Here is a 16,469-nt window from a genome sequence, read left to right as displayed (position 1 = left end):
CATTCTGTAATGTAAATTCCGTATACTCGTAATTTCTGACCCAGGCGTCGCCTGCCATCGTCTCAGGCGGACCGCCCATGCAGAACAACCAGCCAGATTCGTCGCCGCCCGGCCGTCCCGCGCCGCGACTTGCTATGCACCACCACTGAACAACCTATGTCTTCCCGCCACCCTGGGCCGCCCGGCCGTGCCGCGGCGGCGATCGCCCGTGTCTCGGCGCTGTTGCGCAACGAGCGCGTGCTGTCCCCGCTGCTCGCGCTCGGCATCGGCCTGCTGCTGATCGTGGTCTTCCAGCACCTGTCGCAATCCGTCGACTATCGGTCGGTGATCCGTCAACTGCGTCAAATGTCCGCCCGCGAATGGGGCGCGTCGCTGGCCGCGACGGCATTCAGCTATCTCGCGCTCGTCGCGCGGGACGCGGTCGGCCTGCGCTACGTCGGCGCCGCGGTGCCGCGTGCGGCGCTGTGGACCGGCGCGATCGCCGGCTCCGCGCTCGGCAATGCGACCGGCTTCGGCGCGCTGACGGGCGGCGCGGTGCGCGCGCGCGTGTACGGCGTGTCGGGCGTCACGCCCGCGCAGATCGGTCGCATGACGGTCTTCACCAGCGGCACGCTCGCGCTCGCGCTGGTGCTGATGACGGCACTCGGGATGGTCTGCGTGCCGCAGACGCTCGCCGCGATGCTGCACGTCGCGCCGGCCGTGCCGACGTGGAGCGGCGCGGCGCTGCTCGCGGCGCTGGCTGCGATGACCGCGATGTGCGGCCGCACCGCGCGACCGGTCGTCACGCGCTTCAAATGGCTGTCGTTCGACGTGCCGGCGCGGCGCGACCTCGTCGCGCAGGTCGTGTATGCGGTGCTCGACGTCGTGGCCGCGGGCCTGACGCTGTGGGTGCTGCTGCCGGCCGCGCCGGTCGGCTTCCCGACCTTCATCACCGTGTACGCGGCCGCGCTGCTGCTCGGCATGATCGGCCACACGCCGGGCGGGATCGGCGTGTTCGAGGCCGCGATGGTCTTCACGCTGGGCCGCGAAGTGCCCGCCCATGCGATGGTCGCCGCGCTGATCGCGTACCGCGCGATCTACTTCGGCGTGCCGCTCGTGTTGTCGGCCGGCCTGCTGGCCGGTTTCGAAGGCCGCGCGCTGCGCCACCGGCTCGTGTCGCGGCAGGCCGCGCGCGTGTCGCAGCTCGCGCCGCTGTTCCTGAGCCTCGTGACGTTCGCGGTCGGCGGGATGCTGGTGATCTCGAGCGCGACCCCGGCGTTCTGGCATCGGATCGCGATCCTGCGCAACATCGTGCCGCTGTGGGTGCTCGAGGGTTCGCAGGTGATCTGCAGCGTGCTGGGCGTCGCGTTGCTGTTCGTCGCGCGCGGGCTGCTGCGCCGGCTCGACGGCGCATGGTGGATGACCTTCGCGCTGACGCTCGCGAGCCTCGCGCTGTCGCTCGCGAAGGGGCTCGCCTTCGTCGAAGCCGGCGTGCTCGGCACGCTGCTCGTGCTGCTGCTGGTGAGCCGCCGCCGCTTCAACCGGCATTCGTCGCTGCTGGCCGAACGCTTCACGGTGAGCTGGTTCGTGTCGGTGACGATGGTGCTGATCCTCGCCGTGTGGGTGCTGTGCTTCGCGTTCCGCGACGTGCCGTACACGCGCGACCTGTGGTCGCATTTCTCGTTCGACGCGCGCGCGCCGCGCGCGTTGCGGGCGACGCTCGCGGCCGGCGTGTTCGTCGCGATGTTCGCGTTGTGGCAACTGCTGCGCCCGGCGCCCGGCCGCTTCGTGAAGCCGGCCGCGCAGGACCTGCTCGACGCCGAGCAGATCATCCGCGCGCAGGAATGCAGCGACGCGGGCCTCGCGCTGATGGGCGACAAGTCGTTCCTGTTCTCCGAATCGCGCCGCGCGTTCCTGATGTATGCGAAGAACGGCCGTACCTGGGCCGCGCTGCACGACCCGGTCGGGCCGCGCGAGGAATGGCCGGCGCTGATCAGCAAGTTCATCGCGCTCGCACACGCGCACAGCGGCCGCGCCGCGTTCTACCAGGTGCGCGCCAACGCGCTGCCGCTGTATCTCGACGCGGGCCTCACGCTGATGAAGCTCGGCGAGGAAGCACACATCGCGCTCGACCGGTTCGACCTGAAGGGCTCGAACCGCTCGCACCTGCGCTATGCGCTGCGCCGCGGCGAGAAGGACGCGCTGTCGGTCGAGGTGATCGCGCCGCACGACGTGCCTGCCGCGCTGCCGGCGCTGCGCGACATCTCCGACGGCTGGCTCGACAGCCGCGACGCACGCGAGAAGAGCTTCTCGGTGGCCGCGTTCCACGACGGCTATCTGGCCACGCAGTCGGTGATGCTGGTGCGCCAGGCCGACAAGCCGATCGCATTCGTCACGTTCATGACGACCGACCTCAACACCGAGGCGACCGTCGGCGTGATGCGCCATCTGCCGGAGGCGTCGCCGTATGCGATGGAGTATCTGTTTACGCAGCTCGCGCTGCATCTGAAGGAAGCGGGTTTCCTCAAGCTGAGCCTCGGCATCGCGCCGTTCTCGGGCATGGGGGCGGCGAAGATGCCGTCGCCGTGGCACCGGTTCGGACTGATGGTGTGGCGCTTCGGCGGCCGCTTCTACAACTTCCGCGGCTTGCGTGCGTTCAAGAGCAAGTTCGAGCCGCACTGGGAGCCGCGCTATCTGGCGGCCTCGGGCTCGGTCGGCGTGTTCGTCACGCTCGCGGATCTGTCCCTGCTGGCTGGAGGTCGGCGTTCATGATGTTGAAGAAGGGTATCGCGCAGACGGCAATCGTCTGCGTGGCAATGATGCTGGCCGGCGCCGCGAGCGCCGCACAACCTGTCGCGGCGAAGCCGGAAACCGTCTCCGGCGGCCGTTACGGCCCGGTGACCGTCACGAAGCCGAGCGGCCCGCTGCGCGGCTTCGTCGTGCTGTTCTCGCGCGAGCGCGGCTGGGGCGCGGCCGACCAGCAGGCGGCCGATGCGCTCGCGCAAGCGGGCGCGATGACGGTCGGCGTGGATTCGGAGCGCTACGCGGCCAATCTCGCCGCGAAGCAGGAGACCTGTCACCACCTCGACGGCGACGCCGAGGCGGTCAGCCACCAGCTCGAGCGCCTCGCGCAATCGGCACGCTATTACACGCCGATCGTCGCGGGCGTCGGGCAGGGCGGCGCGATCGCCCGGCAGATCCTGTCGATGGCGCCGGAGAACACCATCGCCGGCGTCGTGTCGGTCGAGCCGGCCGCGAAGCTCGATGTGCGCTTCAAGCCGTGCCCGCCCGATCCGACGATCGTGCGGCGCGCGATGCCGGGCTTCGTCGAAACGGCCGCCGCCGGCGACACCGCGAAGCTCGTGTCGCTCGTCACGGCCCATCTGCACGACACCAGCAGCAGCGATGAACTCGACGTCTCGGACCTGCCGCTCGTCGAGCTGCCGGCCAAGGGCGGCAGCGATCGCCTCGCGATCGTGATCTCGGGCGACGGCGGCTGGCGCGATCTCGACAAGACGATCGCCGAGGCGCTGCAGCGCGACGGCGTGTCGGTGGTCGGCATCGACAGCCTGCGCTATTTCTGGAGCGAGAAGCCGCCCGCGCAGGTGAGCCGCGACCTCGCGCGCGTGATGCGCACCTACACGGCGCGCTGGCATGCGAGCCGCGTCGCGCTGGTCGGCTACTCGTTCGGCGCGGACGTGATGCCGTTCGCCTACAACCGGCTGCCGGCCGAGCTGCGCGAGAAGGTCGCGGTGATGGCGTTGCTCGGCTTCGCGCCGGCCGCGGATTTCCAGATCCGCGTGACGGGCTGGCTCGGGATGCCGGCGAGCGACAAGGCGCTGAAGGTCGCGCCGGAAATCGCGAAGGTGCCGCCGCAGCTCGTGCAGTGCTTCTACGGCGCCGAAGAGAAGGACACGATGTGCCCGGCGCTCGTCAATACCGGCGCCGACGTGATCAAGACCGGCGGCGATCATCACTTCGGCCACGACTACATCGCGCTCGAGAAGAAGATCCTCGGCGGGTTCGGCAAGCCGGTGCCGGCGCGCTGATCGGCGGCGCCCGCGTCGCGGCGGGCGCGGCACGCAGGATGCGCGGAACGGGCGGCCTGAGGGTCGCCCGTTTTCATTGGTGGGCGGGGTGGCCGCCGTGCTCACGCGTCGAGGGAGCGAAGGGCTTGCACCGCACCGCACCGCGTACGTGCGCCGCCTGCACTGCGTGCGCGTGACGCTCAGCCGGCCTTGCGCACCGACGGTTCGGCGACGAGCTCGCCGAGCACGCGAATCGCGCGCTCGATGTCGCTGCTCCACGGATGGCCGAAATTCACGCGCACGCAGCGCTCGAAGCCGTGCGCGGCCGAGAACAGCGGCCCCGGCGCGAAGCTGATGCCGCGCGCGATCGCCTGCCGATGCAGCTCCATCGCGTCGATCGCGTCGGGAAACGACAGCCACAGAAAATAGCCGCCGTCGGGCCGCGTCCATTCGACGCCGGCCGGCAGCCAGCGCCGCAGTGCATCGTCCATGCGCGCGAGCTGCGCGTGCAGCGCGCCGCGCAGCTTGCGCAGATGACGATCGTAGCCGCCGTGCTCCAGATAGTTCGCGATGCCGGCCTGCGCCGGAATGCTGGCCGACAGCGTGGTCATCAGCTTGAGCCGCTGCACCCGTTGCGCGAAGCGGCCGGCCGCGGCCCAGCCGATCCGGTAGCCGGGCGCGAGCGTCTTCGAGAACGAGCTGCAATGCATCACGAGGCCGTGCCGGTCGAACGCACGCGCGGGCAGCGGATAGTCGGGGCCGAAATGCAGCTCGCCGTACACGTCGTCTTCGATCAGCGGCACGTCGCGCGCGGCGAGCATGTCGACCAGCGCGCGCTTTTTGTCTGCTGACAGCGTGACGCCGGTCGGGTTCTGGAAATTGGTCATGAACCAGCACGCGCGGATGTCGTGCTGGGCGAGCGCGTTCGCGAGCGCGTCGAGATCGAGGCCCGTGCGCGGATCGACCGGAATCTCGACCGCGCGCAGGTCGAGCCGCTCGATCGCCTGCAGCGCCGCATAGAAGCCGGGCGATTCGACGGCCACCACGTCGCCGGGCCGCGTGACGGCCATCAGGCACAGGTTCAGCGCCTCGAGCGCGCCGTTCGTGACGACGATCTCGTCCACGGGCTGCGCGATGCCGGTCGCGAGATAGCGCCGCGCGATTTGCCGGCGCAGCGCCTCGTTGCCGGGCGGCAGATCGACGACCGTGCTCCACGGACTCACGAGCCGCGTGGCCTGCGCCAGCGACTTCGCGAGGCGCGGCAGCGGGAACAGTTGCGGCGCCGGAAACGCGGAGCCGAGCGGCACGATGCCGGGCTGCGTCGCGGCGTCGAGCACCGAGAACACCAGATCGCTGATATCGACCTTGCGCGTGGCGCCCGCGCGCTGCGCGCCGTCTTGCGCGGGCGGCTGCGCTGCGGCGGCCGCACCGGGCGCGACGTAATAACCGGAACGTTCACGCGCGCGAATCAAGCCCCACTGCTCGAGCAGGTAATACGCGCGGAACACCGTCGACTGGCTCACGCCGTGCTGCGCGATGATCTGGCGCAGCGACGGCAGGCGCGTGCCGGCCGCGAGGTTGCCGTCGCGGATTTCGTCGGCGATCGTATGGGCGAGGGTTTCGTAGCGTTTCATCGGTACGGGCGCGGGCAGGGTGTCGCCGTGCAGGTGCGCCGACGCGGCGCGGCATCGGCGCGCCATTGTCCGATGCGCGGCCGGAAAAGGAAAGCGCGCGCGCAGCCGCGTCCGTCGTTCCCGCGAAGCCCGACTGCACACCGCTTGCGTACGGCTTGTTCCGATTGCATACGCATTGTTTTTATGGTCTTGTGGCACGATAGGCATCGACTCTAAAAAGGACAGTCGGATGCATTCGGGGAACGCGGGCGGGGACCGATTGATCAGGGGAATCGGCGTGGGTCAGCACGTGCGTCTGCACGCGAGCCGGGTCGTGTGCCGGCTGTTCGTCACGGCGCTGCTGTGCGTGCCGGGCGCTCGCGCATCCGCGGCCTCGGCCGAAGCGGCCGGCGACAACGTGCTGCGTGTGCTCGCGTGGCCGGGCTATGCCGACAACGATGTCGTCAATGCCTTCGAGACGCAATTCCATGCGCGCGTCGAAGTGACCTTCGTCGATTCGGACGAGGCGCTGTGGAGCCACATGCACCGCGCGTCGCCGCCGCCGTACGACGTGCTGGCGGCGAACACCGCCGAGATCCAGCGTTACGTGCGCGACGGCCTGCTCGCGCCGATCGAGCTTTCGCAGATCCCGAACCGGCGGCGGCAACTGCCGGATTTCCAGCAGCTCGACACGATCGGCGGGCTCGTCAGCAACGGCTTCGCTTATGCGATTCCGTTCACCTATTCGTCGATGGGCCTGATCTACGACCGCAAGCAGGTGCCGGTCGCGCCGCACTCGATGCTGGCGCTGTGGGACGCGCGTTACCGCGGCAAGGTGCTCGATTTCAACAGCGCGCAGCACAATTTTTCGTTCGCCGCGCTTGCCCTCGGCTATCCCGAGCCGTTTCGCCTGACGCCCGCGCAAACGCTTGCCGTCGCACGCAAGCTGGTCGACCTGCGGCGCAACCTGCTCACCTACTACACGCTGCCCGAAGAAGCGACCGCGCTGTTCGTCGCGCATCGTGCGGCGCTGATGTTCGGCAACTACGGGACGCAGCAGGTCGAGCAGCTGCGTCGCGCGGGCGCGGACGTCGGCTACGTGATTCCGGACGAAGGCGCGCTCGCCTGGCTCGATTGCTGGGGCGTCACGCGCGGCGTGCAGCATCGCGCGCTCGCGTTCGCCTGGATCAACTACATGCTGGAGCCGGCGGTCGGCACGCTGCTGACCGAGCGCCAGGGGCTCGCCAACACGCTGCAGCCGACGCCCGGTCTCGACGCCGGGCACCAGCATCTGGTGTGGCTGCAGCCGGTGGAGGACATCGCGCGGCGCGAGGCATTGTGGAGCCGCATCGTGTCGGGCGATCGCCCGGAGCGGTTCGACAAATGATCAGGCTCGGGCTCACGTCGAAGCTGTCGGTGCTGTTCGCGTGCATCGGCGTGATCGCGGCCGGCACGACCGGCTACTACGCCTATCGCGCGAACCGGACGATGCTCGTGCTCGAGGCGCAGCACAGCCTGCTGATGTCGACGCACCTGCTCGGGAAGCGCTTCACGACCGCGCTGTCCGACGTCGCCGACGATGCGCTCGTGCTCGCGCAGCTGCCTTCGTCCGCGCGCGTCGCGCTCGGCACGGACCCCGACCGCGCGCCGCGCACGCGGCTCGAGCAGGTGTACGTCAGTTTCATGCGCAACCATCCCGAGTATCTGCAGATCCGGCTGATCGCGCGCACGGATTTCGGGCTGGAGCGGCTTCGCGTCGACCGCGACGCGCACGGCGTGGTCGTGTTGCCGGAGACGATGTTTCAGGAGAAGGGCCAGTTTTCATACGTCTTCGACACGCTCGCGACGGCGCCCGGCCACATCTACCTGTCGCCGATCGGGATCGATCACGAGAACGGTTCGCACGAAGCCGAAGGGTTGCCGATGCTGCGGGTGGGCACGCCGGTGGTCGACGTGCACGGCCGGATCGTCGGCGCGCTGGTGATCGACGTCGAGCTGTCGCGCATGTTCGAACGGCTGGAGCGCGACCTGCCGCAGGACTACGCGGTGTACATGGCGAACGAGTGGGGCGACTTCATCGTGCATCCCGATCCGTCGCAGACCTTCGGCTTCGATCGCGGCCGGCGCGTGCTGATGCAGGACAGCTTTCCAGCCACGCGGCTGCTGTTCGGCGGGGTGCGCACGAACGTGACGCTCGACGGGCTCGCCGAGCCCGACACGCTGCCGGGCGAGATGGCGGCGTTCGTGCGCACGCCGTTCGGCAACGCCGAAGGCAACCGCTTCGTCGTGCTGGGCGCCTCGCGCCCGCTCGCCGACGTGCTGACGCCGGCCGGGATTCTCGGTGAGCGGATCGTCCGGATGGTGCTGCTGATGAGCGTCGCCGCGGTGATTCTCGCGATCCTGTTCGCGCGCGCGATCACGCGGCCGCTGCAGATGCTCGCGCGCGCGGCGACCCACGTGTTCGACGAGCGGGCCACCGAGCGGCTGCCCGTGGCGCGCGCCGACGAGATCGGCGTGCTCGCGCGCTGCTTCGACAGCATGCGCGTCGAGATCCGCACGCAGGTTGCGATGTTGCGCGCGAAGCAGCAGGAGCTCGCGCATCTGGCCGGTCACGATCCGTTGACCGGACTGCCGAACCGCCTGCTGTTCATGGAGCGCCTCGAGGAGGCGATCGGGCACGCGGCCGCGACGCGCGACGGGCTCGCGGTGATGTTCGTCGATCTCGACCGCTTCAAGCAGATCAACGACCAGCACGGGCACGCGGCCGGCGACCGCGCGCTCGTTGCCGTCGCGACGCGGCTGACTCAGGTGCTGCGCACCGGCGACATGGCGGCGCGGCTCGGCGGCGACGAATTCATCGTGCTGATCGCCGACGTGCGCTCGCCGACGGTCATCGACGAGATCGCGTCGCGTATCCAGATCGTGATGGCGCAGGAGATGGAGTTCGGCGACCGGCAGCTGGCGGTGGGCGCGAGCATCGGCGTCAGCGAGTATCCGGCCGACGGCACATCGGCCGAGGAACTGCTGGTGAAGGCCGACGCGGCGATGTACGCGGCGAAGGCGTCGGCGCAGAGCGCATGCGTGCGGTATCAGACCTTGCTGGGCAGCGGAGGCGCCGCCGACGGCGCGCAGCGCGCGGCGGCCGAGGACGGCTGCTGAGCGCGGTCCCCGGGCAGTGGAAGCCCGACGATGAAACGGCGCGAGCCCGTCTCGCGACGGGCTCGCCGGATCTGCGTCGGCCGCGCGATGCGCGCGGCGGCACGCTTAGTGGCCGAAATAGACCGAGTCGTGTGCCGGGCGCACCTTGACTGCCGCCGGTGCGCCGCCTTCGACTACCGCAGCCGGCTGTGCGCCGTAGCCGCTGTCGTCGACCGCATGTACGCGGGCTTGCGCGGCCTGGATGTCGGCAGGATAGTGCGGGCTCGACTGGCTCGGCGTGTAGCCTGCGTGTTCGAGTTGAACCAGTTCGTTGCGCAACTGCGCACGGGTGACGGTGCTTTGCGCGTATGCGCCGACCGAAGCGGACAGGGCGACAGCGGCAACGACTGCGGAAACGAGCGACTTCATGATGACCTCCGATGTTCTATTGAGTTCGCCGGCGACACCGTGTCGTGAGCGATTGATTACATCGTAGGCGTCGGAAGATTCAGGGTAAACGCGGGTTTCGACGAAAGATTCTTTTGGTGAGGGCAATAATCGCGGGCGCAAACGAAGGCGAAACGGGATTCGTCCCCGCATGCATCCCACGCGGGTCGACGGTGGACGGCGGAGGCCAGCGGCCCGTTTCAGACGCCGTCCGCGTCGTCGATTTCCTTGCGCTCGCGGCGTTCCTCGTTGCCGCGGCGCGCGCGCAGACGCTGGCGCGACAGGACCGCGATCACCTGCTGGGTCGGCGCGTCCGACGGCAGTTCGTTGCGGATGCGATCTGGCACCATCGGCAAGCCCGCGCGCTGCCGGCGTAGTGCCTTCGCGATCGCGAGGCGACACTCGTCGCCGTGGCAATCCCATTCATCGCGGATTCGGTGGCAGTAACGGCATGGTTCCATGCCGGACAGTCTAACGCGTGTTGCGGATCGAGGCCGGATGGCGGTAGCGCGGCAATCCGGATCTCGCGCGTGCGGCGATCCAATGAACCGCGCGGCGCGCGGCGGCCGTCATTTTCCGTCGACGCGCGCGCGATCGGCATGAGCCGTCGGCGCAGCGGCAGGCCGCAGCACGGCCGATTTCCAGATCATCTGCGCGGCGGCGGCCAGCACGAACAGCAGGACGACCGTGCGAAACACGCGCGGCGACATCCTGTCGCGCAGCGGCCGGACGAGCCACATGCCGGCGATCGCGGGAACGCTGGCCGCGGTCGAGATCGCGAGGTCCGCGCCGCTCGCATGCGCGGCGCCGCTGAACGTCGTGATCAGCGTGACGATCGACACGACGAGGATGATCGCGATCTGCTTCGTGAACGCGCGGCCGGTCGCGCCCGCCGAAATGAGGTACGTGGCGAGCAGCGGGCCGGGCACCGACGCGATGCTCTCCATCAGCGCGGCGCCGAAACCCAGCACGAAGCCGACCGGCCGTTGCCATGCGGGCGGCAGCGTCAGCTTCGGCGCGCTCAGCATCAGCGCGGCGGCGACGATCAGCAGCAGGCCCGATGCGGCCTGCGCGTGACGCGCGTTCATCGCCAGCAGGATGACGACGCCGACGATGTTGCCGAGTACCGTGCCGACGATCGGCGCGGCGATCTTGCGCGCGGTGGCCAGCAGTTGGCCGCCTTCCAGCGCCTGCGGGATGTTGCCCAGAATGATCGGCATCGACAGCAGCAGCACCGCATCGCGAATCGGCAGGAACTGGCTGAGGATCGGCATCGCCACCAGCGGCACGCCGATGCCCGTGATGCCCTTGACCATGCCGCCCAGCAGCAGCGCAACCGCGATGCCGGCCAGATCGGGCAGCGAGAGCCCGTGCAGGGCGGATACCAGCACACCTTCCGTCAGATTCATGTCGATTGCCGACGCGTGCGCGCGTGCACGCGGTTGTCGTGTTGTCGTGTTGTCGGGTTGTCGGATCGAGCCGGGCCGTGCTGTTGCAGCGCGCGGCCCGATGCGACGCCGCATGTTACCCGAGCCGCGCCGGCATCGCGCACATGCTGCAGCGCCGCTTCGATCCGGTTCATGCGAATCAACCGTATCATGCAGACGGTTCACGCATCGAAACAAGGAAACCAGATGACGCTTGCGCAGTTGCAGGCGCTGGCGGCCGTCGTCGAACTCGGTTCGCTGACGGCCGCGGCCGAGCGGCTCAGCCGCAGTCAGTCCGCGATCAGCCACGCGCTGACCGAGCTCGAGGACCTCACCGGCGTCAAGCTGTTGTTGCGCGACCGCCAGCCGGTCGTGCTGACCGCTTCCGGCGAACGCCTGTGGCCGTACGTGCAGAACGTCGTCCGCGACGCGCATACGCTGCGCCAGCAGTTCGCGCTGTCGCGCGGCAAGCTCGAAGGCCGGCTGGTGGTCGCGTCGCTGCCGAGCGTGTCGCTTGCCTTCGTCGTGCCGGCGCTGGAGGCGTTGAAAGCCGCGCACGCGGGCGTGACCGCGGTGCTGCTCGAAGGCACCGATGCGGAGGTCGAAGGCTGGATCGACGATGGGACGGCCGACATCGGCGTGGTCGCCGGCGCGAAGACGTTCCCGAACACGCTGCCGCTGCTCGACGAGGAGTTCGTCGCGGTGACGGCGCCCGACCTGTTCGAAGGCCGCCACAGCGTGTCGCCGAAGCGGCTCGCCGCGCTGCCCTTCATCTTCTCGAAGGCCGGCTGCGGGCCGGTGATCGCGGATTACTTCGCGCGCAACGGCGCGTCGCTGCGCGCGGCGTTCAACGTGGTCGAGATGCGCACGATCCTGTCGATGGCGGAAGCCGGGATGGGCGTCTCGATCGTTCCGCGCATCACGCTCACGTACTCGCGCTTCGGCGGTCGCGTGCTCGAGCTGTCGCCGCGGCTGCACCGGTCCGTGCGCTTGGCGTGGAAGGCGGCCGGCAACGCGGTCGTCGACGAATTCGTGGGGCTGGTCGACGCGCAGCGTGCCAGGACCGGGAAGACCGTCCGTACGCGGGCGAAGAAGGCGAAGTAGGGCGCCGGCCCGCGCGATGCAGACTGCTCATCAGAGGCTTGCAGTTTATTCATGCCGACGCAGGCCGACATGCACTACATTGTTCGACGTTCACCCGTCACCCGATATCGCGCAAGGAGCCCGCCGTGCCGACGCTGCCCACCCTGATTGCGTTTGGACTCGTATCGCTCGGCATGGCGCTCACGCCCGGCCCGAACATGCTGTACCTCATCTCGCGCTCGATCTGCCAGGGCCGCCGCGCCGGGCTCGTGTCGCTCGGCGGCGTCGCGCTGGGCTTCGTGTTCTACATGTTCTGCGCGGCATTCGGCATCACCGCGCTGTTGCTGACGGTGCCGTACGCGTATGACGCGCTGCGTTTCTGCGGCGCCGCATACCTGCTGTATCTCGCGTGGCAGGCGCTGCGGCCCGGCGGTCGCTCCGCGTTCGAGGTCCGGCAACTGCCGCACGACAGCGGCGCGCGACTCTTCGCAATGGGCTTCGTCACGAACCTGGCGAACCCCAAGATCGCGGTGATGTACCTATCGCTGCTGCCGCAGTTCATTTCGCCCGCATACGGCAGTGTGCTCGCGCAATCGCTGGCGCTGGGCTGCGTGCAGATCACGGTGAGCGTCAGCATCAACGCGCTGATTGCCTGCATGGCCGGCTCGATCGCCGGCTTCCTCGCCGGCCGGCCGCTGTGGGCGCGCACGCAACGCTGGCTGATGGGCACCGTGCTGGCCGGCCTCGCCGTGCGTATCGCGGTCGAATCGCGCAACTAGCGCGCGGCACGGTGCGTGACGATCGGCATCGCGCGGATCGTCACGCCGTGCCGATGAGTCATCGCGCGTATGCCGCGCGACCGTCCGCAGCGTCGGCGCGAGGCCGCAGCGCCGCGCTGCGCGGCGTGCGGCCACCGGATCAATGCTCGCGGCGCTGCTTGCGCAACTCGATCGTCTCGAACAGCTCGTACTGCGGGCTCGGGTGCTGGTCCGCACCGGGCGCATGGTAGTAGCGCATCGTGATCGTCGTGTGGCCGCCGGGCTTGCCCGGATCGTGGTCGAACACCGCGATCCCGTAACCGGTGCCCGTATCGCGTCGCGCCGACCAGATCGCGTCCTCGAGCGCGTCGGCGGGCTTGCGCACGAACGTGTTCGGCGCCGTGCCGGGCACCGGCCGGTTCGGTTTCGTGAAGACCTTCGCCTGCGCGTAGCCGGTCGCCGGGTTTTCTCCGTACACGTCGAGCGGCGCGCTGGTGCCGCCGCCGCCGAGGATCAGATGGATCGTGCCGGCGCTCGTGTCGAACGTGGTGCGGTCCGGGTCGGCCGGGCCGACCGGGCGCGGCTGCAGCGTTTCGACCACTTCGCCGGTCGAGGCGTCGACCCCCGCGCGGTGATTGCAGCCGCGCACCGGGTAGCTGCGCTCGTAGTCGTGATCGTGGCCGCACAGCACCAGATCGACGCCGTAGCGGTCGAACAGCGGCAGCCACGCTTCGCGGATGCCCTTGTCGGAGCCGTTGCCCGTCTTCGACGAACTCAGTGCGTCCTGATGCATCTGCACGACGATCCAGTCGATGTCGTCGTCGTGCGCCGCGTGGCGCAGCGTGTGCTCGAGCCAGCGCGTCTGCTCGCCGTTGCTGTAGCCGCGCACGTAGAACGACGTGCCCGGCTCGATCGGCGCGTGGCCGGTGCTCGCGGCCGGCACCAGCGGCGCGGGGCCGGCGACGAAGGCGGCGGCGTCCTGGTAGACGACGTCGTCGGCGTCGAGCGAGATGAACAGGACCGAGCTCACGCGGAAGCTGTACCAGCGGCCCGGAAAGCGCGTGCCGTTCTCGGGCAGCTGGTAGCGCGCGAGATACGAGTCGAGCCCTTGCGGGCCGTTGTTGAACTCGATCTCGTGATTGCCGGGGCACGGCATCCACGGCCGGTTCGCGGCCGACGACTGGTTGTTGTTGCCGAAGTCGCGCCATACCTCGGGCTGGTGCGCGGGGTTCAGGTTCGCGTAGCAGAGGTCGCCGTTCAGCAGGTGGAACAGCGGCTGGAATTGCTCGACGGCCTGCACCGCGAAGCGGCTCTGCGGCGACGACAGCACCCACGCGCCGTTCGGCGTCGCGAGGTCGCCGTAGCTCGTGAAGCGGAACGGCGCGCGCCCGCGCGGAGCGGTTGCGAACGTCGCGGCGAACGGCTGCGCGGCGTTGCTGTCGTTGTCGGCGGTGAGCTCGTAGCGATAGCGCGTGTTCGGCTTGAGCCCATGCACGCGCGCGTGGTAGGTGAACACCGTTTCGCCGTTCAGGCCGTCGGTGTAGATGCGTTGCACGCCGTGCACGGTGCGTGCCGGTTCGCCGTCGGCGACGATGCATGCGCGCGGGTTGACGGCCGGCGCGAGCGACGCCCACGAGATCGCGACTTCGGAGCTCGGGTCGTTGCCCCACGTCAGATGCACCTGCTCGGGGGTGCCGTCCGGCGTCGCGGCGGCCGCGCGTGCAGCGCCGAGGCCGCTCGCCGCGGTGGCGAGGCTGGAGACGCCGGCCAGTTTCAGGAAGCCGCGACGCGACACGGAAGCGGCCGGCTCGTTCGACGCGTTCGATTCGTTCGACTCGGCGGTGAAGGTGTCCTGGTTCGACATGATCGGATTTTCGTTGGATGACACGCGCAAGGCGGAACCGTCCGGCCGTGCGCATGCACGCCCGGAGGAGCGGCCGGAAACGAGCGGGAATCCGGTGCCACGCATTGTCGAAGCGCAGTTTTGCCGCGGTGTGACAGACGACTTTCGACACGTGGACGGGATGCTTCGGATGGCAGCGTCGCGCGTGCCGGTCGCCGGAGGTTCAACGGCGGTGTCGCGATCAGTTTTCCTGCTTGCAGCGTTGGACGGCGGTGCGGTCGCGTCGGTCGATTCGGTCACTTCCGCAGATGGACGGTGCTGCGACGCCTTTCATTAAGCCGTCAATTTCATTACGTTCTGGCGTGCGATGAACGGCTGCGCTCGCTTTGGCTCGGGGGCGAGCCGGAACGCGCGATAGGCGGCCAGATCGTCGTGCGAACCGACGTCTTGCGACGCCGAAGCCGGCTGCGCCGCTGACCATTTGCGGCACGACTCAGCCGCGCCGTCGCTCACGCGGACGGCCGCGATGCGGCGGGCGTCGGCGACGCGCCGGCGTCGATGCGACGGAACACGACCGACGACAGCAGCGTAACCGTGCCCATGCAGACGAACGACAGCATGAAACCGCTCGCCATCGCGCCCGATTGCCGCGCGAACAGGTTCACCAGCCCGCCGCCGATCGACACGCCGAGCGCCATCGCGAGCATCTGCATCATCGTGAACAGGCTGTTGCCGCTGCTCGCGTCGGCGTGCGACAGCCCCTTGAGCGTCACCGCGTTCATCGCGGCGAACTGCATCGAGTTGGCCGCGCCGAACACGATCAGCAGCGCGATCTCCAGCGCCGGCGCCGGCTGCGCGCACACCAGCGCGAATCCGGCGATCGCCGTGCCGACGATTGCCGTGTTCACGACGAGGAACGCCGAATAGCCGAACCGTTTCGCGAGCGGCGCGATCCAGCGCTTCGCGATCACGCCGGCGATCGCGGCCGGCAACATCATCGTGCCTGACTGCAGCGGCGTGTAGCCGAGCTGCACCTGCATCAGCAGCGGCAGCATGAACGGCACCGCGCTCGTGCCGATCCGGCACAGCAGGTTGCCGAGCAGCCCTGCGCCGAAATTCGGCTCGCGAAACAGGCCGAGCCGGAACAGCGGCTGCACGCGGCGGCGCGCGTGCGGCAGATAGGCGAGCGCGCTCGCCGCGCCGAGCGCGGCAAGGCCGGCGGCCCACGCGGCGCGGTGTGCGGCCATCGGCGGATCGATCGCGAGCGACAGCGCGATCATCGCGGCCGACAGCAGTGCACAGCCGGCGAAGTCGAAGCGCGGCGGTCGGGCCGCCCGATCGTGCGGCAGAAAGCGCTGCACCATGACGAAACCGAGCATGCCGACCGGTACGTTGACGATGAACACCCAGTGCCATGAGATCGCCTGCGTGAGCCAGCCGCCGAGCGTCGGCCCGACGATCGGCCCGAGTTGCGCGGCGGTCGACACGAACGCGATCGCCGCGACGTACCGCTCGCCCGGCACGCGCCGCAACACGGCGAGCCGCCCGATCGGCAGCAGCATCGAGCCGCCGACGCCTTGCACGGCGCGTGCGAGCACGAGCTGGCCGAGCGAGTGCGACGCGGCGCAGGCGACCGATGCGAGCGAGAACATCAGGATCGCGACCGAGAACACGCGTCGCGTGCCGAACCGGTCGGCGAGCCAGCCCGACGCGGGCGTGAGCATCGCCATCGTCAGCGTGTACGCGACCACGACCGGCTGCATCGCCAGCGGCGATGCGTGCAGGCTGTGCGCGATCGACGGCAGGGCGGTGTTGACGATCGTCGTGTCGAGCGACTGCATGAAGAACGCGGCGGCGACGATCCACAGCAGCGCGGCGTGTGAGGGTTCGCGGGACATGAAGGAATTGGGCGAGCGATGGCCGGCGACGCGCAGGTTGGCGCGGCCGCGGCGGGCGCGTCGGCGCGTGCGCCGGTTGACGAGACCACGATGGTACCGATTCCGGACGGCGCCGGAAAGCCGCGGCGATCATGCGGTGCACATGAGCGCTGGGTGGATGCTGGTCGATCGCGCCGTGCGGTTCGCGGCATGCGCGGTGGTGGACGATCCGAATGTCGCCGGCCGCCGCCGCGCGGTTGCGGGCCGGCCGGCGTA

Annotated in this window: 14 protein-coding genes; 7 read left to right on the top strand and 7 right to left on the bottom strand. The window is 69.4% G+C overall.

Going from position 1 to position 16,469, the window contains the following annotated elements; all coding sequences use genetic code 11:
* The first annotated feature begins 156 nt into the window (after positions 1 to 156).
* Positions 157 to 2,751 carry a bifunctional lysylphosphatidylglycerol flippase/synthetase MprF gene (gene mprF / locus C3Y15_RS19930; RefSeq protein WP_011882318.1) on the top strand — a complete coding sequence of 865 codons (2,595 nt, stop codon included), beginning with the start codon at positions 157 to 159 and terminating at the stop codon, positions 2,749 to 2,751.
* The gene (locus C3Y15_RS19925; RefSeq protein WP_069246480.1) at positions 2,748 to 4,028 is read left to right on the top strand and encodes an AcvB/VirJ family lysyl-phosphatidylglycerol hydrolase; all 1,281 of its coding nucleotides are present in this window, start codon (positions 2,748 to 2,750) and stop codon (positions 4,026 to 4,028) included. Before mprF ends, C3Y15_RS19925 begins: the two co-directional genes overlap by 4 nt.
* A 179-nt stretch (positions 4,029 to 4,207) precedes the next feature.
* Here C3Y15_RS19925 and C3Y15_RS19920 read toward each other — a convergent pair whose 3' ends face one another.
* A complete protein-coding gene (locus tag C3Y15_RS19920) occupies positions 4,208 to 5,641 on the bottom strand; it encodes a PLP-dependent aminotransferase family protein (protein ID WP_011882316.1) in 1,434 nt (477 codons plus the stop codon).
* 229 nt (positions 5,642 to 5,870) lie between these two features.
* On the opposite strand from C3Y15_RS19920, the gene C3Y15_RS19915 reads away from it, so the two are divergent.
* Together C3Y15_RS19915 and C3Y15_RS19910 are read left to right on the top strand one after the other, a co-directional pair.
* Positions 5,871 to 7,007, top strand: a complete 1,137-nt coding sequence (locus C3Y15_RS19915; protein WP_059474867.1) for an extracellular solute-binding protein — start codon at positions 5,871 to 5,873, stop codon at positions 7,005 to 7,007.
* On the top strand, positions 7,004 to 8,779 hold the full coding sequence (locus C3Y15_RS19910) for a diguanylate cyclase (RefSeq protein WP_046426432.1): 1,776 nt from the start codon (positions 7,004 to 7,006) through the stop codon (positions 8,777 to 8,779). The genes C3Y15_RS19915 and C3Y15_RS19910 overlap by 4 nt, the downstream gene beginning before the upstream one ends.
* A 105-nt stretch (positions 8,780 to 8,884) precedes the next feature.
* Here the strand turns inward: C3Y15_RS19910 and C3Y15_RS19905 are convergent, their stop codons facing one another.
* From C3Y15_RS19905 to C3Y15_RS31800, 4 genes are all read right to left on the bottom strand, one after another.
* Positions 8,885 to 9,187 (bottom strand): DUF4148 domain-containing protein, encoded by a 303-nt coding sequence (locus tag C3Y15_RS19905; protein ID WP_011882313.1) that lies wholly within the window; start codon positions 9,185 to 9,187, stop codon positions 8,885 to 8,887.
* Positions 9,188 to 9,405: 218 nt separating this feature from the next.
* Positions 9,406 to 9,666: a hypothetical protein gene (locus C3Y15_RS19900; protein ID WP_059474868.1), complete on the bottom strand. Its 261-nt coding sequence runs from the start codon at positions 9,664 to 9,666 to the stop codon at positions 9,406 to 9,408.
* A 108-nt stretch (positions 9,667 to 9,774) separates the two neighbouring features.
* Complete coding sequence (locus tag C3Y15_RS19895) at positions 9,775 to 10,614, bottom strand: sulfite exporter TauE/SafE family protein (RefSeq protein WP_059991572.1); 840 nt, start codon at positions 10,612 to 10,614, stop codon at positions 9,775 to 9,777.
* Positions 10,611 to 10,787, bottom strand: coding sequence for a hypothetical protein (locus C3Y15_RS31800; protein WP_155121975.1), 177 nt, complete (start codon positions 10,785 to 10,787; stop codon positions 10,611 to 10,613). Before C3Y15_RS31800 ends, C3Y15_RS19895 begins: the two co-directional genes overlap by 4 nt.
* A 52-nt stretch (positions 10,788 to 10,839) precedes the next feature.
* On the opposite strand from C3Y15_RS31800, the gene C3Y15_RS19890 reads away from it, so the two are divergent.
* Complete coding sequence (locus tag C3Y15_RS19890) at positions 10,840 to 11,736, top strand: LysR family transcriptional regulator (protein WP_045577946.1); 897 nt, start codon at positions 10,840 to 10,842, stop codon at positions 11,734 to 11,736.
* A gap of 125 nt (positions 11,737 to 11,861) precedes the next feature.
* Positions 11,862 to 12,494, top strand: coding sequence for a LysE family translocator (locus tag C3Y15_RS19885; RefSeq protein WP_045577947.1), 633 nt, complete (start codon positions 11,862 to 11,864; stop codon positions 12,492 to 12,494).
* 139 nt (positions 12,495 to 12,633) lie between these two features.
* On the opposite strand, the gene C3Y15_RS19880 is transcribed toward C3Y15_RS19885, so the two are convergent.
* Positions 12,634 to 14,337 carry a metallophosphoesterase family protein gene (locus C3Y15_RS19880; RefSeq protein ID WP_059894114.1) on the bottom strand — a complete coding sequence of 568 codons (1,704 nt, stop codon included), beginning with the start codon at positions 14,335 to 14,337 and terminating at the stop codon, positions 12,634 to 12,636.
* On the opposite strand from C3Y15_RS19880, the gene C3Y15_RS31795 reads away from it, so the two are divergent.
* Positions 14,321 to 14,653, top strand: coding sequence for a hypothetical protein (locus tag C3Y15_RS31795; RefSeq protein WP_155121974.1), 333 nt, complete (start codon positions 14,321 to 14,323; stop codon positions 14,651 to 14,653). The two genes, C3Y15_RS19880 and C3Y15_RS31795, sit on opposite strands and share 17 nt — an antisense overlap.
* A 172-nt stretch (positions 14,654 to 14,825) precedes the next feature.
* On the opposite strand, the gene C3Y15_RS19870 is transcribed toward C3Y15_RS31795, so the two are convergent.
* Positions 14,826 to 16,214: a DHA2 family efflux MFS transporter permease subunit gene (locus tag C3Y15_RS19870; RefSeq protein ID WP_059474870.1), complete on the bottom strand. Its 1,389-nt coding sequence runs from the start codon at positions 16,212 to 16,214 to the stop codon at positions 14,826 to 14,828.
* Positions 16,215 to 16,469 lie beyond the last annotated feature (255 nt).

It is taken from the genome of Burkholderia sp. B10, from assembly GCF_004368385.1.
GTDB lineage: Bacteria > Pseudomonadota > Gammaproteobacteria > Burkholderiales > Burkholderiaceae > Burkholderia > Burkholderia vietnamiensis.
The sequence above is the reverse complement of the archived record's forward strand: the minus strand, read 5'-3'. Positions and strand labels throughout refer to the sequence as shown.